The 22,217-nt window shown below is 61.1% G+C and carries 21 protein-coding genes and 3 tRNA genes; 15 read left to right on the plus strand and 9 right to left on the minus strand.

The genetic code is table 11. From position 1 onward, the window contains the following. Window positions 1-17: 17 nt before the first annotated feature. The 4 genes from efp to sugE all read left to right on the plus strand — a co-directional run bounded on the left by efp (window position 18) and on the right by sugE (window position 1,550). Complete coding sequence (efp, locus tag ACJ8IM_RS08795; RefSeq protein ID WP_004929666.1) at window positions 18-584, plus strand: elongation factor P; 567 nt, start codon at window positions 18-20, stop codon at window positions 582-584. 71 nt (window positions 585-655) lie between these two features. Further along, on the plus strand, window positions 656-787 hold the full coding sequence (locus tag ACJ8IM_RS08800) for an entericidin A/B family lipoprotein (RefSeq protein ID WP_019453400.1): 132 nt from the start codon (window positions 656-658) through the stop codon (window positions 785-787). Between the two features lie 121 nt (window positions 788-908). Then, on the plus strand, window positions 909-1,040 hold the full coding sequence (locus ACJ8IM_RS08805; protein WP_033636766.1) for an entericidin A/B family lipoprotein: 132 nt from the start codon (window positions 909-911) through the stop codon (window positions 1,038-1,040). 192 nt (window positions 1,041-1,232) lie between these two features. Beyond that, complete coding sequence (gene sugE, locus ACJ8IM_RS08810) at window positions 1,233-1,550, plus strand: quaternary ammonium compound efflux SMR transporter SugE (RefSeq protein WP_004929669.1); 318 nt, start codon at window positions 1,233-1,235, stop codon at window positions 1,548-1,550. Here sugE and blc read toward each other — a convergent pair. From blc to frdA, 5 genes are all read right to left on the minus strand, one after another. Beyond that, window positions 1,544-2,077 (minus strand): outer membrane lipoprotein Blc, encoded by a 534-nt coding sequence (blc, locus tag ACJ8IM_RS08815; protein WP_033654885.1) that lies wholly within the window; start codon window positions 2,075-2,077, stop codon window positions 1,544-1,546. The genes sugE and blc overlap by 7 nt on opposite strands. 84 nt (window positions 2,078-2,161) lie before the next feature. Beyond that, window positions 2,162-2,521 (minus strand): fumarate reductase subunit FrdD, encoded by a 360-nt coding sequence (gene frdD, locus ACJ8IM_RS08820; protein ID WP_004929672.1) that lies wholly within the window; start codon window positions 2,519-2,521, stop codon window positions 2,162-2,164. A gap of 12 nt (window positions 2,522-2,533) precedes the next feature. After that, window positions 2,534-2,926: a fumarate reductase subunit FrdC gene (gene frdC, locus ACJ8IM_RS08825; protein ID WP_033654886.1), complete on the minus strand. Its 393-nt coding sequence runs from the start codon at window positions 2,924-2,926 to the stop codon at window positions 2,534-2,536. A gap of 14 nt (window positions 2,927-2,940) precedes the next feature. Next, window positions 2,941-3,675 (minus strand): succinate dehydrogenase/fumarate reductase iron-sulfur subunit, encoded by a 735-nt coding sequence (locus tag ACJ8IM_RS08830; RefSeq protein WP_033648713.1) that lies wholly within the window; start codon window positions 3,673-3,675, stop codon window positions 2,941-2,943. Beyond that, on the minus strand, window positions 3,668-5,464 hold the full coding sequence (frdA, locus tag ACJ8IM_RS08835) for a fumarate reductase (quinol) flavoprotein subunit (RefSeq protein ID WP_033638926.1): 1,797 nt from the start codon (window positions 5,462-5,464) through the stop codon (window positions 3,668-3,670). Before frdA ends, ACJ8IM_RS08830 begins: the two co-directional genes overlap by 8 nt. Before the next feature lie 385 nt (window positions 5,465-5,849). Here frdA and epmA point away from each other — a divergent pair, with 385 nt between their 5' ends. Continuing rightward, window positions 5,850-6,827, plus strand: a complete 978-nt coding sequence (gene epmA / locus ACJ8IM_RS08840) for an elongation factor P--(R)-beta-lysine ligase (protein ID WP_004929681.1) — start codon at window positions 5,850-5,852, stop codon at window positions 6,825-6,827. A 67-nt stretch (window positions 6,828-6,894) separates the two neighbouring features. On the opposite strand, the gene mscM is transcribed toward epmA, so the two are convergent. From mscM to rsgA, 3 genes are all read right to left on the minus strand, one after another. Then, window positions 6,895-10,242, minus strand: a complete 3,348-nt coding sequence (gene mscM, locus ACJ8IM_RS08845; RefSeq protein ID WP_033648710.1) for a miniconductance mechanosensitive channel MscM — start codon at window positions 10,240-10,242, stop codon at window positions 6,895-6,897. Between the two features lie 13 nt (window positions 10,243-10,255). Next, window positions 10,256-11,149 carry an archaetidylserine decarboxylase gene (gene asd / locus ACJ8IM_RS08850; RefSeq protein WP_033636775.1) on the minus strand — a complete coding sequence of 298 codons (894 nt, stop codon included), beginning with the start codon at window positions 11,147-11,149 and terminating at the stop codon, window positions 10,256-10,258. A 76-nt stretch (window positions 11,150-11,225) separates the two neighbouring features. After that, window positions 11,226-12,275: a small ribosomal subunit biogenesis GTPase RsgA gene (gene rsgA / locus ACJ8IM_RS08855; RefSeq protein ID WP_033654887.1), complete on the minus strand. Its 1,050-nt coding sequence runs from the start codon at window positions 12,273-12,275 to the stop codon at window positions 11,226-11,228. Window positions 12,276-12,515: 240 nt separating this feature from the next. Between rsgA and orn the strand changes: the two genes are divergently transcribed. The 4 genes from orn to ACJ8IM_RS08875 all read left to right on the plus strand — a co-directional run bounded on the left by orn (window position 12,516) and on the right by ACJ8IM_RS08875 (window position 13,600). Beyond that, window positions 12,516-13,061, plus strand: coding sequence for an oligoribonuclease (orn, locus tag ACJ8IM_RS08860; protein ID WP_033636776.1), 546 nt, complete (start codon window positions 12,516-12,518; stop codon window positions 13,059-13,061). Between the two features lie 191 nt (window positions 13,062-13,252). Next, window positions 13,253-13,328: transfer RNA gene (locus ACJ8IM_RS08865), tRNA-Gly, on the plus strand. A gap of 66 nt (window positions 13,329-13,394) precedes the next feature. Then, a tRNA-Gly gene (locus ACJ8IM_RS08870) sits at window positions 13,395-13,470 on the plus strand. A 54-nt stretch (window positions 13,471-13,524) separates the two neighbouring features. Continuing rightward, window positions 13,525-13,600: transfer RNA gene (locus ACJ8IM_RS08875), tRNA-Gly, on the plus strand. Window positions 13,601-13,911: 311 nt separating this feature from the next. Here the strand turns inward: ACJ8IM_RS08875 and queG are convergent. Next, a complete protein-coding gene (gene queG, locus ACJ8IM_RS08880) occupies window positions 13,912-15,051 on the minus strand; it encodes a tRNA epoxyqueuosine(34) reductase QueG (protein WP_033648708.1) in 1,140 nt (379 codons plus the stop codon). On the opposite strand from queG, the gene nnr reads away from it, so the two are divergent. From nnr to hfq, 6 genes are all read left to right on the plus strand, one after another. Further along, window positions 15,050-16,564: a bifunctional ADP-dependent NAD(P)H-hydrate dehydratase/NAD(P)H-hydrate epimerase gene (gene nnr, locus ACJ8IM_RS08885; RefSeq protein WP_033654888.1), complete on the plus strand. Its 1,515-nt coding sequence runs from the start codon at window positions 15,050-15,052 to the stop codon at window positions 16,562-16,564. The two genes, queG and nnr, sit on opposite strands and share 2 nt — an antisense overlap. Window positions 16,565-16,574: 10 nt before the next feature. Then, complete coding sequence (tsaE, locus tag ACJ8IM_RS08890; RefSeq protein ID WP_025305017.1) at window positions 16,575-17,045, plus strand: tRNA (adenosine(37)-N6)-threonylcarbamoyltransferase complex ATPase subunit type 1 TsaE; 471 nt, start codon at window positions 16,575-16,577, stop codon at window positions 17,043-17,045. A 7-nt stretch (window positions 17,046-17,052) separates the two neighbouring features. Next, window positions 17,053-18,885: an N-acetylmuramoyl-L-alanine amidase AmiB gene (gene amiB / locus ACJ8IM_RS08895; RefSeq protein WP_033648705.1), complete on the plus strand. Its 1,833-nt coding sequence runs from the start codon at window positions 17,053-17,055 to the stop codon at window positions 18,883-18,885. A 22-nt stretch (window positions 18,886-18,907) separates the two neighbouring features. After that, window positions 18,908-20,791, plus strand: a complete 1,884-nt coding sequence (mutL, locus tag ACJ8IM_RS08900) for a DNA mismatch repair endonuclease MutL (RefSeq protein ID WP_033654889.1) — start codon at window positions 18,908-18,910, stop codon at window positions 20,789-20,791. Beyond that, window positions 20,784-21,725, plus strand: coding sequence for a tRNA (adenosine(37)-N6)-dimethylallyltransferase MiaA (gene miaA / locus ACJ8IM_RS08905; RefSeq protein WP_033654890.1), 942 nt, complete (start codon window positions 20,784-20,786; stop codon window positions 21,723-21,725). Before mutL ends, miaA begins: the two co-directional genes overlap by 8 nt. 114 nt (window positions 21,726-21,839) lie before the next feature. Next, the gene (hfq, locus tag ACJ8IM_RS08910) at window positions 21,840-22,148 is read left to right on the plus strand and encodes an RNA chaperone Hfq (protein ID WP_004933678.1); all 309 of its coding nucleotides are present in this window, start codon (window positions 21,840-21,842) and stop codon (window positions 22,146-22,148) included. Window positions 22,149-22,217: the final 69 nt, after the last annotated feature.

Genomic DNA, 22,217 nt, shown 5'->3' on the forward strand with positions numbered 1-22,217 from the left:
ATATTCAGAGGGCCATCATGGCGACTTATTCTAGCAACGATTTCCGTCCGGGTCTTAAAATCATGTTCGAGGGCGAACCTTACGCCGTCGAAGCCAGTGAGTTCGTTAAGCCGGGCAAAGGCCAGGCGTTTGCACGCGTGAAAATGCGTCGTCTGCTGACCGGCACCCGCGTGGAAAAAACCTTCAAGTCTACCGATTCTTGCGAAGGCGCAGACGTGATGGACACCAACATGAACTACCTGTACAGCGACGGTGAGTTCTACCACTTCATGCACCCTGAGTCTTTCGAACAGCATCAGGTTGACGGCAAAACCGTCGGCGACGCGGCCAAATGGCTGCAGGATAACGCAGAGTGCATCATCACCCTGTGGGATGGCCGTCCAATCGCCGTTCAGCCGCCGAACTTCATCGAAGCGGAAATCACCGATACCGATCCTGGCCTGAAAGGCGATACCGCAGGGACTGGCGGCAAGCCGGCTACCCTGAGCACCGGCGCCGTGGTTAAAGTGCCGTTGTTCGTCCAAATCGGCGAAGTGATCAAAGTTGACACTCGCTCTGGCGAATACGTCTCTCGCGTTAAATAAGTTTCAAAGCAGAGGAACCCCCCGCGGTTCCTCTGTTTTATCCCATCCCCGTTCGTTGGCAGAAAACCCGCATGTTCAAGAAAACGTTGTTGGCCGTGCTCTCCCTGTTGTTCCTTTTCTCCCTTAGCGGTTGCAATACGTTTCGCGGTTTCGGCGAAGACGTGCAGCATCTCGGCGGCGCCATTTCGCGCACGGCCAGCTGATCCCGCCCTTTAACCCGATGTATTTGCGCCACAAAGCCGGTGGTGATTCCACTCCCTGCGCCAATTTTGACTAAGCTTAGAAAGCCGTACTTTTTCATCAACGACAAATAAGGACTTTCTTATGCTGAAGAAAAGTATTATCGCGATCTTCTCTTTGATGATTTTGACCTCGTTGACCGCCTGTAATACCACCCGCGGCGTGGGTGAGGACATTCAGGCCGGCGGCAAGGCCATTCAGCGCAGCGCGGAATAATCCGTTCTCCACCCGGCGGCGTTCCGCGTGCGGAGGGCCGCCGCATTTCCTCCTCTTGCCTGAGCGTTAACGCTGCTGCTATCCTGCCGCAGTGCGGGTGAGGTTACCCGCCGTTCTTCACCCCGCTGAACGGGACGACCCGTTTACGCGTCATTATATCGGGGACGACCCCAGTGGAAGGGAGGCCGTCTCATGGCCTGGATTATTCTGCTTATCGCCGGTTTGCTTGAAGTGGTTTGGGCTATCGGTCTGAAATACACCCACGGTTTTACCCGGCTGACGCCGAGCATCATCACCATCGCCGCGATGGTGGTCAGCATGTTGCTGTTGGCCAACGCCATGAAAACGCTGCCCGCCGGCACCGCCTATGCGGTGTGGACCGGCATCGGCGCGGTGGGCGCGGCCATCATGGGCATGGTGCTGTTGGGCGAGTCGACCAATATCGCGCGTATCATCAGCCTGTGCCTGATCGTGGTCGGCATCCTCGGGCTGAAGTTCAGCAGTCACTGATCGGCGGGCTGCTGCACCCAGATCAGCGCATCGGTGGCGAAACCGTAGCCTTTGGCCGTCTGCAATAAGCTGTCGCGTACGCCGGCGTCAAGCGTCGGGGTGCGCGACAGGATCCACAGATAGTCGCGGTTAGGGCCGCAAACCAGCGCGTAGCGATACTCCGGATCCAGGGCAATCACGTTATAGCCGCCATAGAAGGGGCCGAAGAACGACACTTTCAGCGCCGCGACCTGCGGTGAACCGATAAAGTAGGCTTTGCCTTCGCTTTCTTGCCATTGCTGTTTCTGCGGATTGAAGCCGCGATTGATGACTTTCAGCCCGCCGTCGGCGCGTGGGCTGTAGTGGGCGGTCACCCGCTGCAAACCGCGTTCAAAACGATGATCCAGACGCGCGATTTCGTACCAGGTGCCGAGATAACGCTGACTGTCGAAAGGGGTCACGACCTTGATGTCTTTGGGCGGGGAGACGCTGCAAGCGACGGAGAGCAGGGCGGAAAGCATGACGCTAAGCTTTGACCATAAACGCATCGGTGACTCCTGTTTACCGGGGGCGAGTAGACAGTGTAGCCGATGAGCAAAGGGCGGCCAACGGGCGTTGGCCGCCTGAGCGGTTTACAGGGTGACGACGCCGATAACGGTGACCACGCTGAGGATCGCCGCCAGACCGTAGAACACCCATTTGCCGGCCGGTACGTGGATCTTCAGATCGTGCATCGCATGGTGGATGCGGTGCAGGCCGCACCACAGTGGCAGAATGATCATCAGCAGCAGGAACAGGCGGCCGATCAGGCTCTGGCAGAACGCCAGCACGCGCTCGTAACCCAGTGCTTCACCGGGGAACAGCCCCAATGGCAGCAGAATACCGACCAGCAGCACGATGGCCGGTGCGACGATCGCGCCCCACATGCCGCCGGCGCCGAACAATCCCCAGAAAACCGGCTCGTCGGAGCGTTTAGGTGCTTGATTTATCATGTTTCCTCCGGATTAGATCAGGGCCACGGCCAGGATGACCACGCTGACGACGATGGTGACGGCCCACAGCCCTTTCACGATGGGGCCTGGCCCCATTTTCTCGCTGTTGACCACGATATTGGCGGCCTTCGGCGCCAAATCGAACCAGGTTTTGGTGTGCAGCGCCGCCGCCAGCAGGGCGACGACGTTGATCAACAGCACCAGCGGGTTCTGCAAGAAGCCGACGAAGCTGGCCCAGCTCTCGGCGCCACCCTTCAGCGCGAACACGCCGTAGAGCAGCACGATGCTGAACCAGACCGCCAGCACCGAGGTGCCTTCGCGCAGCATGTAGAAACGGTAAAAGCCGAGCTTTTGCCACCAGGTGGGCGTCATGGTGCGCACATAGGGCTTACGTTGAGTTGTCATGGCAATTTTCTCCCTTATTGCGGCTTCAGCATGGCGATCATGAAGTCTTTGGCGCTCTCCACCTTGCCCTGCTGGATGGCGGCGGCGGGATCGACGTGTTTCGGACAGACTTCGGAGCAATAGCCGACGAAGGTGCAGCTCCAGACGCCGTTTTGGCCGTTAAGCTGCGGCATGCGCTGTTTCTTGCCGTGGTCGCGGTTGTCCAGGTTGTAGCGGTGCGCCAGCGTGATCGCCGCCGGGCCGATAAACTCGGGATTGAGGCCGAACTGCGGGCACGCGGCGTAGCACAGGCCGCAGTTGATGCAGCCGGAGAACTGGTGATATTTGGCCATCTGCGCCGGGGTCTGCACGTTCGGGCCGTCTTCCGGCTTGCGATCGTTGCCGATGATGTAAGGCTTGATCGCCTCCAGGCTTTCGATGAAGTGGGTCATGTCGACCACCAGATCGCGCTCGATCGGGAAGTTGCCCAGCGCTTCGACCTTCATGCCGCCGACGTAATCGCGCAGGAAGGTTTTGCACGCCAGCTTCGGCACGCGGTTGACCATCATGCCGCAGGAGCCGCAGATCGCCATGCGGCAGGACCAGCGGTAGGAGAGATCCGGCGCCAGGTTATCCTTGATGTAGCCCAGCGCGTCGAGCAGCGAGGTCTGTTCGTCGTAAGGCACGGCGTAGGTGACGAAATGCGGCTCGGCGTCGCTTTCCGGGTTATAGCGCATGACTTCGATCTTCAGGGTTTGCATCTCAGCCATTTGCCTGCTCCTTATTCTTTTTCTCCTGCGCTTCGGCTTCTGCGCCGTAGACGCGTTTGGCCGGCGGCAGCTTGGTGATTTTCACGTCGCTGTATTCGAGACGCGGCGCGCCCTGCGGGTTATGGAACGCCAGCGTATGCTTGAGGAAGTTGACGTCGTCGCGCTCGGTGCAGCCTTCGTCCAGGCGCTGGTGAGCGCCGCGCGACTCTTTGCGGTTAAACGCGGAGTGCGCCATACATTCGGCGACGTCCAGGCCGTAGCCCAGCTCGATGGTGTACAGCAGATCGGTGTTGAACACGCTGGAGTTGTCGGTGATGTTGACGCGCTTGAAGCGCTCTTTCAGCTCCGCCAGCTTATCGATGGTTTTTTGCATCAGCTCCGGCGTGCGGTAGATGCCGCAGCCCTCTTCCATCGACAGCCCCATTTCGTCGCGGATCTTCGCCCAGTTTTCGTTGCCTTCCTGCTTCATCAGGTTGCTCAGGCGGGTTTCGACATCGCGGGTTTGCGCATCCAGCGCGCTGCCGTTGGCCGGCGCGGTTTCCAGCGCGCGACGCGCCGCGTGCTCACCGGCGACGCGGCCGAACACCACCAGTTCTGCCAGCGAGTTGGAGCCGAGACGGTTGGCGCCGTGCAGGCCGACGGAGGAGCATTCGCCGACCGCGAACAGCCCCTTGATGCGGGTTTCGCAATTCTGATCGGTTTCAATGCCGCCCATGGTGTAGTGCGCGGTAGGGCGCACCGGGATCGGATCTTTCACCGGATCGACGCCGACGTAGGCCTTGGCCAGTTCGCAGATGAACGGCAGCCGCTCCAGCAGCTTTTTCTCGCCCAGGTGGCGCAGATCGAGGTAGACCACGTCGCCGCGCGGGGTGGCGATGGTGCGGCCGGCGCGCCATTCGTGCCAGAAGGCCTGGGACACCTTGTCGCGCGGGCCCAGCTCCATGTATTTGTTCTTCGGCTCGCCCAGCGGGGTTTCCGGGCCCATGCCATAATCTTGCAGGTAACGGTAGCCGTCCTTGTTCACCAGGATGCCGCCTTCGCCGCGGCAGCCCTCGGTCATCAGGATGCCGGAACCGGGCAGGCCGGTCGGGTGATACTGCACGAACTCCATGTCGCGCAGCGGCACGCCGTGGTGGAACGCCATGCCCATGCCGTCGCCGGTAACGATGCCGCCGTTGGTGTTGTAGCGGTAGACGCGCCCGGCGCCGCCGGTGGCCATCACCACCGCATTGGCGCGGATCTGCACGCGGGTGCCTTCCATCATGTTGAGCGCCACCAGGCCGCGCGCCTGGCCGTCATCCACCAGGATATCCAGCACGAAGTGCTCGTCGAAGCGTTGAATTTGCGGGTATTTCAGCGAAGTCTGGAACAGGGTGTGCAGCATGTGGAAGCCGGTCTTGTCGGCGGCGAACCAGGTGCGTTCGATCTTCATGCCGCCGAAGCGCCGCACGTTGACCGACCCATCCGGTTTGCGGCTCCACGGGCAGCCCCACTGCTCGAGCTGGGTCATCTCGCGCGGGCACTGATGCACGAAGTGATCGACCACGTCCTGTTCGCACAGCCAGTCGCCGCCGGCGACGGTGTCGTGGAAGTGGTAGTCGAAGGTATCGTGATCCTGGGTGACGGCGGCGGAGCCCCCCTCGGCGGCGACCGTGTGGCTGCGCATCGGGTAGACCTTAGAGATCAGCGCGATTTTCAGTTGGGGATTGGCTTCCGCTGCGGCTATTGCTGCACGTAAACCAGCGCCCCCGGCCCCAATAATGGCAAGATCGGCGTTAAAGGTTTGCACTGCATTCCTCCAATGTTCTTGTTAAGAACGGCAAGTTAAATATCTATGCTTAAAATTTAGCGAGCTCTTCGGGTGCTAACTAATTGAACCGATTAATGTTGCTTAAAGGTTAAGGATAGATATCTCCCACCAATAATGGGGAATTAACTATACCTAAAGTTAAGTAGTCGAAATTTGATGTGATCGATTGTTTTGTCGATTAACGCTCGACCAACAGGCTTGCCTGCCTTTTCGCGTGTTCGGCGTGCTTTACCCTTTTTAACGCGCTTTTGTCGCCTATTTATCGGAAATTGGCGTTATGGCCGGTTGTGCATCGTGAAGAATTTGTTTGGCTGCAAGGATGCGAGTAGACTGCATCCCCTGTTTGATTTCGGAGTTAATTACCATGAGCGAAACGGCAAGCTGGCAGCCTAGTGCACCCATCGCCAATTTGTTGAAACGCGCAGCGATTCTGGCTGAGATCCGGCGTTTCTTCGCCGATCGTGGCGTGCTGGAAGTTGAGACGCCCACCATGAGCCAGGCGACGGTCACCGACGTTCACCTGTTCCCGTTCGAGACGCGTTTCGTCGGGCCGGGGGCGGCAGAGGGCCTGACGCTATACATGATGACCAGCCCGGAATATCACATGAAGCGCCTGCTGGCGGCGGGCAGCGGCCCGATCTACCAAATGGGGCGCAGCTTCCGCAATGAAGAAGCCGGGCGGCATCACAACCCGGAATTCACCATGCTGGAGTGGTACCGTCCGCACTACGACATGTACCGCCTGATGAACGAGGTGGACGATTTGCTGCAACAGGTGCTGGACTGCGAGAGCGCGGAGACCCTGTCCTATCAGCAGGCGTTCCTGCGCCATCTGGACATCGATCCGCTGTCGGCGGAGAAGGCGCAGCTGCGCGAAGCGGCGGCCAAGCTCGACTTGAGCAACATCGCCGATACTGAAGAAGACCGCGATACGCTGCTGCAGCTGCTGTTTACCGTGGGCGTGGAGCCGCATATCGGCCGTGAAAAGCCGGCGTTCGTTTACCACTTCCCGGCCAGCCAGGCGGCGTTGGCGGAGATCAGCACCGAAGACCACCGCGTGGCGGAGCGTTTTGAGGTGTACTTCAAGGGCATTGAGCTGGCGAACGGTTTCCGCGAGCTGACCGACGGCCGTGAACAGCAGCAGCGCTTCGAGCAGGACAATCGCAAACGCGCGGAGCGCGGCCTGCCGCAGCAGCCGATCGACTACAACCTGCTGGCGGCGTTGCAGCACGGCATGCCGGAATGTTCCGGCGTGGCGCTGGGCGTGGATCGCCTGGTGATGCTGGCGCTGGGCGCCGAGAGCCTGAGCGACGTGTTGGCTTTCCCGGTTGGGATCGCCTGACGTTTCAGGCGCAGAGAAAAGCAAAAGGGTCGGCATTTGCCGGCCCTTTTTTTATCGCGAGAACCGCTTACAGCCCCCCGGCGTCGCGCTTGGTGTTCGGCGCCGGCGTGGACGGCGGCGTACGGCCGTTGTTGGTCAGCCGCGACAGCGTCTCGGTGCGCACCTGGAACGGCGGGTACGGCAGCGTGATGCCGTGCTCGCGGTAGCCCGCCAGGATCAACTGGTGGATCTCGTGGCGCAACGGCATGCGGTGGCCCATCTCGGCGGCGTAAATACGCATCTCGAAGATCTGAATGCCCTGTTGCAAATCGACCAGGTAGACTTCCGGCACCGGATTGTCCAGCACCAGCGAACAGCGCTCGGCAGCGTTCATCAGGATCTTGGTCACCTCTTCGCTATTGGCCTCGCCCGGAGCCGGCACGGTCAGCACCACGCGGGTGATGGCGTCCGAGAGCGACCAGTTGACGAACTGCTCGGTGATGAACGCCTTGTTTGGCACGATGATCTCTTTGCGGTCCCAATCGGCGATGGTGGTCGCACGGGTATTGATCTTGGTTATCGTGCCGGTCAGGTTGCGGATCGTTACGGTATCGCCGATGCGGATCGGCTTCTCGAACAGGATGATCAGGCCGGAGATGAAGTTGGAGAAAATCTCCTGCATGCCAAAGCCGAGACCCACGCTGAGCGCGGTGACCACCCACTGCAGTTTCGACCATTCGATGCCGATCCAGGAAAAGCTGAGAATGGCGCCGAACAGCAACAGCAGGTATTTGGTGATGGTGGTGATGGCGTAACCGGTGCCCGGCGACAGATCCAGGTGCTGCAGCACCGCCAGTTCCAGCAGCGCCGGCAGGTTGCGCACCAGCTGCATGGTGATGATCAATACCAGAATGGCGATCAGCACTGCGCCGAGGGTGATCGGATGGGCGGTTTCCACGCCGTTGACCGTCGAGGTCACGTCCCACAGCGAGATATTTTCCAGGAAGCTGAAGGCGGAGTGGATCTCCGACCACAAAACGATCACCGACACCAGCGCGATCAGCGTCAGGATCGAACGCACCAGCCGCAGCGACTGGGCGCTGATGGTATCCAGGTCTATCTCTGAGTAGTCCATATCCACCGAACCTTCGGTGCTGTTCGGGGTATGCGAGGTTTCGTCTTCGCCGCGGGCGCGCTGGGCCAGAATGTCCGCGCGGCGCTGTTTGGCGCGGTCGAAGGCGATGCGTCGCCGTTGGATCAGCATCCAGCGGCGGATGATGTGGTAGACGACCAGCAGCAGGAACCAGATCGCCACCGAGGTTTCCAGGCGCGCCAGCAGCGCCTGCGCGGTGGTGAGATAACCGACGCTCGACGCCAGCGCCGCCAGCAGCGGCGCCGACAGCAGCAGCCCCCAGAAGGCGCTGTTGAGCATGTTGTCGCCGGAGCCGTTTTTATCCAGATACAGCGGGATGCCGGCGCGTTTGAGGCTGTGGGTGACCAGCGCCAGCGCCAGACACAGCAGAATGAAGCACAACCGCCCCAGCGTGTTGGCGAACTCACGCTCTTTCAGGCTATCGAAGGTGATCAGTGCCATGATCAGCGGCACGATCAGCCAGATCGACATCTTGTAGTAGCGCATGGCGCGCGAAACCTGCTTCGCCGGCCAGCGGAAGTGCACGATGAACAACCCTTGCGGGTGGGCGAAGGCGGCGCAGATCATGCAGATCCACAGGATCGGCAGCGTGGCGGTCACCCCTTTGCCGATCGCTTCCGCCACCGGGTAGTTCCAGGCGCTCTGCAGGCCGTAGCCGAGCGCGGCCCACAGCACCGGCAGCGGCATCGCCACCAGAATCGACCAGAACACGGTGCGCACCGTCAGGAAGAATTCGTCCTGCGTCACCTTGCCGACGCGGCTGCTGGCGCGCTCGAGGAAGGCGTGGTAGTGCTTGCGCGAACTGATGCTGAAAATCACCAGCAGCAGGGCGCCGAAGATCGGGATCAGCGTTTCGCGGCTGGTCACCATCATCATGAAGGCGCCGCCGAGCTGCGACAGCGTGTCCAGCGACAGAACGCGCGTCAGATCGTGCGCCACGTTGAGCGGATAAGAGAAGTTGATCGGATTGACGTCCGGCACCCAGAACAGATAGCGGTGGGTGGCGTCGCGAATTTCGTTCAACGCTTCGATCAACTGGGTGTTGGCCACCTTCAGCTTGGTCAGCTCGAGGATTTGGGTGTCGCAACCGGACAACAACGAGTTCAGCAGCTCGCGCTGGGTGCGCAGCTGGGCATCGACGATGCGCTGCTCCTGGTTGGTCAGCGCGCTGCCGTCGTCGCGCTTGAATTCGCGCTGCGACAGTTTTTCCAGCTGAGTTTCAAACTGCAGGCGCTGCACGCGCAGCTGGGCCATGTCGCCGTCCAGCTGTTGCGGCTTGGGCATTTCCGGCAGCGTCGCCACCTGGGCGCGCAGGGTTTCCCCCAGCGCCGACGACGAACCGAGCCACTGGGCCTGCTCGATGATGGTGCTCAGCGCCTGGCGCACCTGCAGCGTCTGCGCCGCCGCCTGCCGCTGCTGCGATGAAATCAGATCCATGCGCTGCGCCTGGCTGTTCAGCGCGGCGGACAGTTCGCGGTTGATCTGCAGCTGTTGGCTGATGCTTTTTGGCAAATCGCCGTTCTGCTCGGCCAGCTGCTCGGTTTTTTCCAGCGCCTGTTCTGCTTCGCGTTGGCGCTGGGCGTTGAGGTTGTTGCGCAGCGCCTGCAGCTGAACGTCTATTTTCTCGTGGCGCTTTTTATAGACTTCGGCGCGCATGCGCGCCAGCTCCTGCCGGTTGTTGGCCGACAGCTGCGCCAGTTCCAGCTCGTCCACTTTGGCCTTGCGCGCCGCGGCTTCGGTCTGCAGCAGGGCCAGGGCGGCCTGCGCGTACGGCGTGGTCGGGTTGGCGGGCTGCGCCTGCAGGCGGCGCTGCACTTCCGTCAGCGCACGGCGGGCGTCGGTCTGCTGCTGCGGCAGCTGGCCGAGTGAATCGCTGATTTCCCGCGTGCGATCCTGCTCTTGCTGCAGCAGGCGCGCCTGTTCCAGCAGCAGACTGCTGGTTTGCAGGATCTGCTGTTCCAACTCGGCGGCCGGCAGATCGTCGCCGTTCGGCAGGATCTTGTTGCTTTCCAGCACCAGCTGGCGGCGCAGTTCCTGCGTCATCTTCGGGAAATCGTCGATCACCCTCTGATACTGCTCGGAGCGAGTCTGCGACTCTTTACGCTCCGCCAGCCAGTTGAGGGCGCTTTGCAGCGCCTCGGTGGTCTCCGCCTGATTCGGCGCGTTTTTGCTGCTTTCCGCCTGCTTCAGCTCTTGCTTGAGCTGGGTCTCGGTCGGCAGGGGAGCGGCCAGCGCCGGTTGCCACAGCAGGCAACCGAGCAAAAGCGTGATGATCAGGCGCACGGCGTCGATTCCTTTAGAGCGGGGTCTGTGGTGTTTCAGCGGCGGCCGGGATTTCGGCGAACGCCTCACCCATGCGGGTGACGGTGCCGTTTTGCAACTGCGGCGCGAGCTGCACGCTGCCTGCGGTAAACAGATTGATCACCGTGGAGCCAAGCTTGAAGCGGCCCATCTCGGCGCCTTTTTCCAGCGCGATGGCGCCCTCTTCACCGGCGGCCGGGTAGGTCCAGCGTTTGATGATGCCTTCGCGCGGCGGCGTGACGGTGCCGGCCCAAACGGTTTCGATGCTGCCGACGATGGTGGCGCCGACCAGAATTTGCACCATCGGCCCGATGTCGGTGTCGAACACGCAGATCACGCGCTCGTTGCGCGCGAACAGGTTAGGCACGTTGGCGGCGGTGAGCGGGTTGACCGAGAACAGATCGCCCGGCACATAGATCATTTCGCGCAGCACGCCGGCGCATGGCATGTGCACGCGGTGGTAATCGCGCGGCGCCAGATAGGTCGTGGCGAACAGGCCGTTGCGGAACGGTTCGGCCAGCAGGTAGTTGCCGGCCAGCAGCGCTTCCAGGCTGTAGTGATGGCCTTTGGCCTGGAAGATTTGATCGTCGCGGATCGGGCCGAGCTGGCTGATGGCGCCATCGGCGGGCAGCGCCAGCCAGTTGGCGTCGGCGATGATTGGGCGTGCGCCATCGCGCAGCGGGCGCACGAAGAAGTCGTTGAAGGTGGCGTAAGACGCCAGGTCCGGATTTTGCGCTTCCTGCATGTCCACGCGGTAGAAGCGGGCGAAGGCCTTGATCACCAGTTGGGTCAGCCAGCCGGCCCGTTTGTCGGCGCCCCAGCCCGCCAGGCGGGTCAGCGCCAGCTTCGGTAGCCAATATTGCAATTTAATCTTGATGCTATCCAGCACGTTAACCTCGTGAATCAGGGTAAAGGGCGCGCATTGTAACGAGGGCCTCGCCGTCGTCAATGCCCGCCCGTCAGTGTCAGTCTGCGGCGTCCGTGAAGTTCTTGCGAACCTTCACCTGCGCCATGCTTTCCAGAATGCGGTGATAGTTGTCGAAACGCTCTTCCGCGATATCGCCTTTCTCCATCGCCGCGCGGATGGCGCAGCCGGGATCGGTATCGTGGCGGCAGTCGCGGAATTTGCAACCGCCTAAATAATCACGGAATTCGACAAATCCGCGGGTGATTTGTTCCGGCTCCAGGTGCCACAGGCCAAACTCGCGCACCCCGGGGGAGTCGATCACGTCGCCGCCGTGCTGGAAATGGTACAGCCGCGCGGCGGTGGTGGTATGTTGCCCGAGGCCTGATACGTCGGAAACCTGATTTACCAGAATTTGCTCTTCGGACGGCGGCAGCAGCGCATTCAGCAGGCTGGATTTGCCGACGCCGGACTGGCCGGCGAAGATGCTGATGCGCCCGGCCAGCGCCTGTTCGAACTCCGGCATGCCTTCTCGCGTCTGGCTGGAGACTTCCAGCACCCGGTAGCCAATCTTGCGATAGATATCCATCATGCCGTCGACCAGCTTGCGCGCTTCGGCGTCCAGCAGGTCGATTTTGTTGAGCACGATCAGCGGCTCGACTTCGAGCGTTTCGCAGGCCACCAGATAGCGGTCGATGATGTTCAGCGACAGCTCGGGCAGGATCGCCGACACGATGACGATCTGATTGATATTGGCGGCGATCGGCTTCACGCCGTCGTAGAAGTCCGGGCGCGTCAGCACCGAGGTGCGTTCGTGCACCGCTTCCACGATGCCTTTCACCCCTTCATGGGCGCCCAGGCCGGGGCGCCACACCACGCGATCGCCGGTCACCAGCGAACGCAGCGTGCGGCGGATATTGCAGCGGTGCTGAGTGCCATCCGGCGCCTCAACGTCGGCGTGCATGCCGAAGCGGCTGATGACGACGCCTTCCTGCGGCTCGCCCAGTTGGGAATCATCCGGTTCCGGTTTGTTATCAGCGCGCTTCAGACGGCGCTGATGGTTCGCCTGCACGCGGCGTTGCTGACCTTTGGACAGTTTGTTCTTACTCACTGCGCCTCACTTGACTCGATTTTATACCTTTACACGTACGGCGGCGGTTGGGGCCTTCCCCGGCCGCAGCCTTGAACCCGTCGGGGTATATGTCGCCCAGGGCGACCAAAAAGACTATGATACACGCTATTTTATATTAAATAACCGTTGTTAGCCGTCGGCTGCGGCGCGTCGCCACCGGCGGCGCCCGCCGTCTCGTCCGCACAGCGTTTTTCTCTCGGCTTTTAGGCAGGAAACATCATGACAGGAAACGAAAATAACCTGATTTGGATCGATTTGGAGATGACCGGGCTGGATCCCGAGCGTGACCGCATCATCGAGATCGCCACGCTGGTCACCGACGCCAACCTGAACATCCTGGCGGAAGGGCCGGTGATCGCCGTGCATCAGTCCGACGAACAGCTGGCGCTGATGGACGAGTGGAACGTGCGCACCCATACCGGCAGCGGGCTGGTGGAGCGGGTGAAAGCCAGCCGCCAGGACGATCGCGCCGCCGAGCTGGAAACGATAGCCTTCCTGCAGCAGTGGGTGCCGGCCGGCAAATCGCCGATCTGCGGCAACAGCGTGGGCCAGGATCGCCGTTTCCTGTTCCGCTATATGCCGGAGCTGGAGGCCTACTTCCATTACCGCTACCTGGACGTCAGCACGCTGAAGGAGCTGGCGCGCCGCTGGAAGCCGGAAATTCTCGCCGGCTTTAAAAAGCAGGGCACCCATCAGGCGCTGGACGACATTCGTGAATCGGTGGCCGAACTGGCGTATTACCGCGAACATTTCATCCAGCTCTAAGGTGCGAGGGCCTCTGCGGGGAAAAAATGCCGGTTTTAGCCGCTTAATTCGCCAATCTGGCGCTTTAATCGGCAATCAAACAAAAATCGCGTTTTTTTGCTTTCAGGGGCTTGCGGCAAAAAGGATTTCTCGTATAATGCGCACCCCGTACCGATGAAGAATTTCGTAACGTTCCACCATCGATACGCCGGGCGGGAATAGCTCAGTTGGTAGAGCACGACCTTGCCAAGGTCGGGGTCGCGAGTTCGAGTCTCGTTTCCCGCTCCAAATTCAACAATGTCGCGATGCGGCATGATGAATAAATAAAGCAGTATCAAGCAGTACCTATGCGACGCGGGAATAGCTCAGTTGGTAGAGCGCAACCTTGCCAAGGTTGAGGTCGCGAGTTCGAGCCTCGTTTCCCGCTCCAAAAATTCAAAGGTCACGCCAGTGTTTGGTGGCCGGATGCCAAAAGCATCTCAATGCGGGAATAGCTCAGTTGGTAGAGCACGACCTTGCCAAGGTCGGGGTCGCGAGTTCGAGTCTCGTTTCCCGCTCCAATTTTCTCTTCGTTTCAAACTCAAATCCAACGCCTTATCCGGCGCGGGTTTTTGTCCCGTTTTACACGCCTGGTAAAAATGTTGTGAACAGAGTTATCCACAGCCTCTGCACATAAACTCGCCTGCCTGAAAAATCAACGTCATACAAATTAAATATTTATCTATTTGATTTATAAGTTTATTTATTTATCCCAAAACGTTATGCCGATCACTTGCTCTTTTTGTTGCAGTTGAAAGACAACGTGTTTTTATTTTTATGCACAAATCCACAGAGTGAGTCTTCCGGCGCTACGTCCGAATGGCGCACGCCGTCAGGCATCCCTTGGCAAACCTTTTTCCACAGCCCGTATCAGCCGTTTTTTCTGCGCCGTTTGCACCTCGATGCCCTGCGCTTCGCGGCGGGCGAGCTGTTGCGCCAGCGCCCAGTGGATATGTTCGTCCAGCATGGCGTTCTGGCCCAAACGGGTGCGCAGTGCGAGCACGATGCCGTCCTCGTAGGGCGCATTGCCCAGCGCCACGGCGATATTGCGCAGCCAGCGCAGGTGGCCGATGCGGCGTATCGCCGAGCCTTCGGTGATGCGCAGGAATTTTTCCTCCGTCCAGTTGAACAGATCGATCAGCTGCGGCGCATGCAGCGCGGCGCGCGGGCTGAAATCGTCTTCGTCGGTAAGCTGCGAAAAGCGGTTCCACGGGCAGATCAGCTGGCAGTCGTCGCAGCCGTAGATGCGGTTGCCGAGCAGCGGGCGGAACTCCTCCGGGATCGCGCCTTCCAGCTCGATGGTCAGGTAGGAGATGCAGCGCCGGGCGTCTACGGTATAGGGGGCGACGATGGCGCCGGTCGGGCAGGTGGTGATGCAAGCGACGCAGCGGCCGCACTGCTCTTCCTGCGGCTGGTCTACCGGCAGCGGCAGATCGATCAGCAATTCGCCGAGGAAAAACCATGACCCGGCTTCACGGTTGAGAATTAGTGAGTGTTTACCAACCCAGCCGATGCCCGCCTTGGCGGCCAGCGCGCGTTCCATCACCGGCGCAGAATCGACAAAGGGGCGGAAATTCAACTCGCCGCAGTAGGCCTGGATCTGATCGCCCAACTTTTTCAGGCGCTGGCGCAACAGCTTGTGATAGTCGCGCCCCAGCGCATAGCGGCTGACGTAGCCCAGCTGCGGATTTTGCAAGGTGCTGGCAAATGCCGCCTTGGCCGGCAGGTAGTTCATGCGTACGCTGATCACTCGCAGCGTGCCCGGCAACAGTTCGTGAGGGCGCGCGCGCAACATGCCGTGGCGCGCCATCCATTCCATTTCGCCGTGGTACTGTTTGTCGAGCCAGGCCTGCAGCTTCGGCTCTTCAAGGCTCAAATCGGTATCGCAGATGCCAACCTGCTGGAATCCTAGCGATTGCCCCCATTGCTTGATATGTTGGGCGAGTTGATGGAGATCGAGGGGGTGCGTCATGACGGGCCACAGTGAAAAAGCATACGCTGACAGTTTACCACACTCTGTCTGGCCTGCGGATTGGATCCGTCGCTCGGAACCCGCAGCGGCGGCCTCGCTCGGTATTTCTCTTTACGATTTGATGCAGCGCGCCGGTCAGGCGGCCTACGCGCTGGCGCGCAACGCGTACCCCTCCCGCGACCACTGGCTGGTGCTGTGCGGCCACGGCAACAACGGCGGCGACGGCTATGTGGTGGCGCGCCTGGCGAAGGCGGCGGGCGTGCAGGTGACGCTGATCGCCTGCGACGGCGCACGGCCTTTGCCACCGGAAGCCGCAGCGGCCCGCGAGGCCTGGCAAGCCGCAGGCGGCGACATTCTGCCGGCGAACAGCCGCTGGCCGGCGTCTGTCTCTCTCATTATCGACGGCCTGTTAGGCACTGGCCTTGGCAGCGCGCCGCGTGCGCCTTACGACGCGCTGATCGAGGCCGCCAACCGCCACTCGGCGCCGGTGGTCGCGCTCGATATCCCGTCCGGCCTGCTGGCGGAGAGCGGCGCTGTGCCGGGCGCGGTCGTGCGTGCCGCGCACACCGTCACGTTCATCGGCCTCAAACCGGGATTGCTGACCGGCCAGGCGCGCGACTGGGTCGGGCAACTTCATCAGAATGCGCTAGGCTTATCGGGTTGGCTGGCGAAGCAACCGGAACAGATTCAGCGGCTTACCGCTGAGGCGTTGCCGCGCTGGCTGCATCCGCGCCGCCCCTGCGCCCATAAGGGCGAGCATGGCCGCCTGCTGTTGGTGGGCGGTGACCGCGGATTCGGCGGTGCCATTCGCATGGCGGCGGAAGCGGCGCTGCGCAGCGGGGCGGGATTGGTGCGAGTGCTTACTCACATTGAACACGTCGCACCGCTGCTGGCGGCCCGGCCGGAGTTGATGGCGCAGGCGCTGGACGAGGCGACGCTGCGGCAGGCGATGCAATGGGCGGATGTGCTGGTGATTGGCCCGGGGCTGGGCCAGGCTGAATGGGGCAAAAACGCCTTGAACGTGCTGCAAACCAGCGATAAACCGGCCTTGTGGGACGCCGATGCGCTGAACTTGCTGGCATTAAATCCCGAGAAACGGCAGAATCGCGTGATGACTCCGCATCCTGGAGAGGCGGCGCGGCTGTTGAGCTGCAGCACTGCCGACATCGAGAGTGATCGCTTACTTGCCGTGCGCAAGCTGACGGCGCGCTACGGCGGCGTGGCGGTGCTGAAAGGCGCCGGCACGCTGATTGCCGATGAGCAGGGGCAGATGGCGATCGCCGACGTCGGCAACGCCGGCATGGCCTCCGGCGGCATGGGCGATGTGCTGTCGGGTATCATCGGCGGTTTGCTGGCGCAAAAGCTCCCGCTGTATGATGCCGCCTGTGCGGGCTGCGTCGTACACGGCGCGGCCGGCGATCGCGTAGCGGAAAGACAAGGAACAAGAGGCATGTTGGCGACCGATTTACTGCCGGACATCCTTCATTTCGTTAACCCTGAGTGGGCAAAATAGACTTTATCGAATGAAAGAACTCGTTTTACCTCTGCCGGACGAGGCAGCGACTGTCGCTTTGGGCACCACTTTGGCCAAGGCCTGCGATCGCGCCAGCGTCATCTATCTCTACGGCGACCTGGGCGCCGGTAAAACCACCTTCAGCCGTGGTTTCCTGCAGGCGTTAGGGCATCAGGGCAACGTCAAAAGCCCGACCTACACGCTGGTGGAACCCTATGCCTTGCAGCCGCTGGCGGTGTATCACTTCGATCTGTATCGCCTGGCCGATCCGGAAGAGCTTGAATTCATGGGCATTCGCGATTACTTCGCGCAAGACGCCATCTGCCTGGTCGAATGGCCGCAGCAGGGCACCGGCGTGCTGCCGGAGCCGGATCTGGCGCTGCATCTTAGCTATCAGGGCGAGGGGCGAGAGGCGAAGATCGAGGCGATTTCCGCATACGGCAGCCAGCTGTTAGACCGCATTCATGGATCACAGGGATGATGCTGCAATGACGCACGTGTTGAAAAAATTTGCGGTCATCATGCTGATCGCCGTGCTGGGGCCGCTCGGCGCGTTGAACGCGCTGGCGGCGTCCTCGCTGTCCGATATCAAAGTGTCCAACGCCCAACGCGAAGCGACGGTGTCGGTGAGCTTCAATGGCCCGCCGGACTATGCGTTTTTCCCGCTGCACGGCCCGGAACGCGTGGTGCTGGACGTTAACCAGAAGGGCAAGGTCGGCGGTCTTCCGCTCAATTTCAGCGGGCAAAACCTGGTGAAAAGCATTCGTTCCAGCGCGCCGAAAGACGCGCAGAGCGTGCGCCTGGTGTTTGATCTGACCCAGCGCGCCAAAACCCGCGTCGCCACCCGCCAGAACGGCGGCGTGCATACCGTGGTGTTCACCATTACGGCCGAAGGCGGCGCCAATACCGTGGTGCGTAAAGCGCCGGTGCAAACGCCTGCGCCGGTTGCGGTCAATCCACCGCCGCGTCAGGCGCCGGTCACGGTCAGCCAGCCACCGCGCCAGGCGCCGGTCGCGGTGCGTGAAGCGCCGGAGCCGCCGCTGCGCAAAGCGCCGACAGGATCGAATCCCTTCACCAATAAACAGACCGTGGTCGCAGGCACCGCCACAGAGGTCACGCCGCGCAGCAGCCGCGTTTCCGCCGGTTCCGGCGATCGGGTGGTGGTAGCGATCGACGCCGGCCACGGCGGCCAGGATCCGGGCGCCATTGGCCCGAGCGGGCTGAAAGAAAAGAATGTCACCATCGCCATCGCGCGCCGCCTGCAGGCGATGCTGGACGCCGATCCGCAGTTCAAACCGGTGCTGACCCGTACCGGCGACTATTTCATCTCGGTGATGGGGCGCTCCGATGTGGCGCGTAAACAGGGCGCCAACGTGCTGGTCTCCATCCACGCCGACGCCGCGCCAAACCGCAGCGCCAGCGGAGCCTCCGTCTGGGTGCTGTCCAATCGCCGCGCCAACAGCGAAATGGCAGGCTGGCTCGAACAGCATGAGAAACAGTCCGAGCTGCTCGGCGGCGCCGGCGATCTGCTGGCCAACAGCCAGGCTGACCCTTACCTGAGCCAGGCGGTACTGGATCTGCAGTTCGGCCACTCGCAGCGCGTGGGATACGACGTGGCGGTGAAGGTGCTGCAGCAACTGCAGAGCGTCGGATCGTTGCATAAACGCCGGCCGGAACACGCCAGCCTGGGCGTGCTGCGTTCGCCGGATATTCCCTCGCTGCTGGTGGAAACCGGATTTATCAGCAATAGCACGGAGGAGCGGCTGCTGGGCAGTAGCGCGTATCAGGAGAAGATTGCCAGAGCCATTCATAACGGCCTGCGCAGCTACTTCCTGGCGCATCCGCTGCAAGCCGACCCAAAGGTGGAAAACCGACCGCTGGACGTCGCAGCGGCGGTTAACACCTCAACACCAGACGTGCGCCAGCCTGAGCCTATCGTCAGCTCGGCCGGCGCGAGCCGCAGCGTAAGCGGCAAGACCCGGATCCACGTGGTGAAGCGGGCGGAAACGCTGTCCGGCATCGCCGACAGCTACGGCACCACCATGGCGGCGCTGCGTGATCTGAACAAACTGAAAAAAGACGGTGTGTGGGTCGGGCAACGTCTGAAGGTGCCGGCGGGGAAAGCCGCCGCCGTCACCACCACCGTCGCCAAGGCGAAAACGCCGGCGAAGAAAACGTCTAAACATAAAGTGGCCCGCGGGGATACGCTCTCCTCCATCGCTTCTCGCTACGGGGTCAGCGTCGGCGATCTGAAACGGGTCAATAATCTGAAGTCGGACGTCGCGCCGCTGGATCGGACGCTGACCATTCCGCAGGCCTAGCGCCATCGCTACAGGAGCCAGCATGCCTATCCAGGTGTTACCGCCGCAGCTTGCCAACCAGATTGCCGCCGGAGAGGTGGTTGAACGCCCCGCATCGGTCGTCAAGGAACTGGTGGAAAACAGCCTGGACGCCGGCGCAACGCGCATCGATATCGATATTGAACGCGGCGGTGCCAAGCTGATCCGCATTCGCGACAACGGCTGCGGCATCGGCAAGGACGATCTGGCGTTGGCGCTGGCGCGGCACGCCACCAGTAAAATCAGCACGCTCGACGATCTGGAGGCTATCGTCAGCCTCGGTTTCCGCGGCGAAGCGCTGGCCAGTATCAGCTCGGTTTCCCGTTTGACCCTGACGTCGCGCACCGCCGAGCAAAGCGAGGCGTGGCAAGCCTATGCCGAAGGGCGCGAGCAGGCGGTGACCGTCAAACCCGCCGCGCACCCGGTCGGGAGCACGCTGGAAGTGCTGGATCTGTTTTACAACACCCCGGCGCGCCGCAAGTTCATGCGCACCGAAAAAACCGAATTCGGCCATATCGATGAAGTGGTGCGGCGCATTGCGCTGGCGCGTTTCGATGTGGCGATCAACCTCAGCCACAACGGCAAACCGATCCGCCAATACCGGGCGGCGAAAGAAGAGAGCCAGCACGAACGCCGTTTGGGCAGCATCTGCGGCCCGGCGTTTTTGCAGCATGCGCTGAACATCGACTGGCAGCACGGCGATTTGAGCATCCGCGGTTGGGTGGCGGATCCGGCCGGGGCGCGCCAGCTGGGTGAAATGCAGTATTGCTACGTCAACTGCCGCATGATGCGCGATCGCTTGATCAATCACGCTATTCGTCAGGCCTATCAGGATCAGCTGAAGGACGATCAGCAGCCCGCTTACGTGCTGTATCTGGAGGTCGATCCGCATCAGGTGGACGTCAACGTTCATCCCGCCAAGCACGAGGTGCGTTTCCATCAGGCGCGGCTGGTGCACGATTTTATCTACCAGGCGGTAACCACCGTGCTGCAGCAGGCCGGTCAGACGCCGCCGCTGCCGCTGGCGGAAACGCCTGACGAAGCGCCCGCGCCGATCTGGCAGCCGGAGAACCGCGTCGCCGCCGGCGGCAACCATTTTTCTCAGCCTGCGCCGCGCCGTGAAACGCCGCCACCGGCCGGCACCGCCCGCGAGCGGGCGCCGCAGCCGGGTTGGCAAACGACCGGCGGTTACCAGAAACGCGAAGGCGAGCTGTACGGTAAACTGATGCAGCCCGCCGCCGAGCCGCAGGCCGATGCCGCGCCGGCAGTTTCGAGCAAGCCGCCGCTGTTCCCGCCGGCGAAAGCCGCAGCGGAAACGCCGTTGGCGGGCGGCCAACACAGTTTTGGCCGGGTGTTGATGATCCATCCGCCGTGCTACGCGCTGATTGAGCAGCACCAGCAGCCGGCGTTGCTCAATCTGGCGGTAGCCGAACGCTGGCTGCGCCAGGCGCAGCTCAACCCGCCGGCGGAAGGGCTGCGGCCGCAGCCGCTGCTGATCCCGATTAAGCTGACGTTGGAGAAGCGCGAAGCGGCGGCCATTGCGCGGCATCAGGCGCTGCTCGTGGCGATGGGGCTGGATCTGCAGACGGATCACGGCCGTGTGACGCTGCGCGCAGTGCCTTTACCATTACGCCAACAAAATTTACAAAAACTGATGCCCGAACTGTTAGGCTATCTGGCCGAACATCAGGAGATGTCGCCCGCGGTGCTGGCCACCTGGCTGGCTCGCCGTCTTGGCAGCGAACATGAACAGTGGAACACCTCGCAAGCGATACAATTGTTGACCGACGTTGAACGACTTTGCCCGCAGCTGGTCAAATCGCCACCGAGCGGACTTTTACAACCCGTTGATTTACAGGCCGCACTGGCGGCCCTCAAGCATGACTGACACTGAAATGACACCACGTCCCCCGGCTATTTTCATCATGGGGCCGACCGCCTCGGGCAAGACCGCGCTGGCGATCGCGCTGCGCGAACGCCTGCCGGTGGAACTGATCAGCGTCGATTCCGCGCTGATTTACCGCGGCATGGATATCGGCACCGCCAAGCCGAGCGCCGAAGAATTGGCGCAGGCGCCGCATCGGCTGATCGATATCCGCGATCCCGCCGAAGCCTACTCGGCCGCGGAGTTTCGCGCCGACGCGCTGAAGGAGATGGCCGACATCACCGCCGCCGGGCGCATTCCGCTGCTGGTCGGCGGCACCATGTTGTATTTCAAGGCGTTGCTGGAAGGATTGTCGCCGCTGCCGTCCGCCGATCCCGCGGTGCGCGAGCGCATCGAACGGCAAGCGGCGGAGCAGGGCTGGGAGGCGTTGCATCGGCAGTTGCAGGAGATCGATCCGGTCGCGGCATTGAGAATTCATCCGAATGATCCGCAGAGACTGTCCAGAGCACTGGAAGTTTTTTTTATTTCGGGTAAAACTTTAACGGAACTGACTAAAATTTCGGGTGAATCGTTGCCGTATCAAGTTCACCAATTTGCGATAGCGCCGACCAGCCGTGAGTTGATCCATCAACGCATCGAGCTGCGGTACCATCAAATGTTGGCGGCGGGTTTTGAGACGGAAGCGCGTGCACTTTTCGCACGGGGTGATTTGCATACGGACTTGCCCTCCATTCGCTGTGTCGGTTACCGCCAGATGTGGTCATACTTGTCTGGTGAAATTAGTTACGATGAGATGGTTTATCGTGGTATTTGCGCAACACGTCAGTTGGCTAAACGCCAGATGACCTGGTTACGGGGTTGGGAGTCGGTCCATTGGTTGGACAGTGAAAAGCCGGGAGAGGCTTTGGACTCGGTGACACAGGTTGTTAGTGCATAGGTTGGGTGATTGTGTACAATTGCTGAGTATTCAGCGCGCAAATTTTTTACGTCGTTTATTTTAGAGCCGACAGGTTCTTAGTTACAAACAACAAGCAAATAAGGAAAAGATAGAATGGCTAAGGGGCAATCTTTGCAAGATCCGTTCCTGAACGCATTGCGTCGTGAACGTGTTCCGGTTTCTATTTATTTGGTGAATGGTATTAAGCTGCAAGGCCAGATTGAGTCTTTTGACCAGTTTGTCATCCTGTTGAAGAACACGGTTAGCCAGATGGTGTACAAGCACGCTATCTCTACCGTTGTCCCGTCTCGCCCGGTCTCGCATCACAGCAACAACCCGAGCGGCGGTTCAAGCAACTATCACCATGGCAACAATCCGTCTGCGCAGCAACAGCCGCAGCAGGAAAGCGATGACGCTGAATAAAGCGCGTTGCAAGTCAACCATGACGGGGAGCATAAGCAGCCGCGGGCTGTTTATGTCCCCCAAACTCAC

The organism is Serratia sp. CY33525, from assembly GCF_052169115.1.
GTDB classification, from domain to species: domain Bacteria; phylum Pseudomonadota; class Gammaproteobacteria; order Enterobacterales; family Enterobacteriaceae; genus Serratia; species Serratia sarumanii.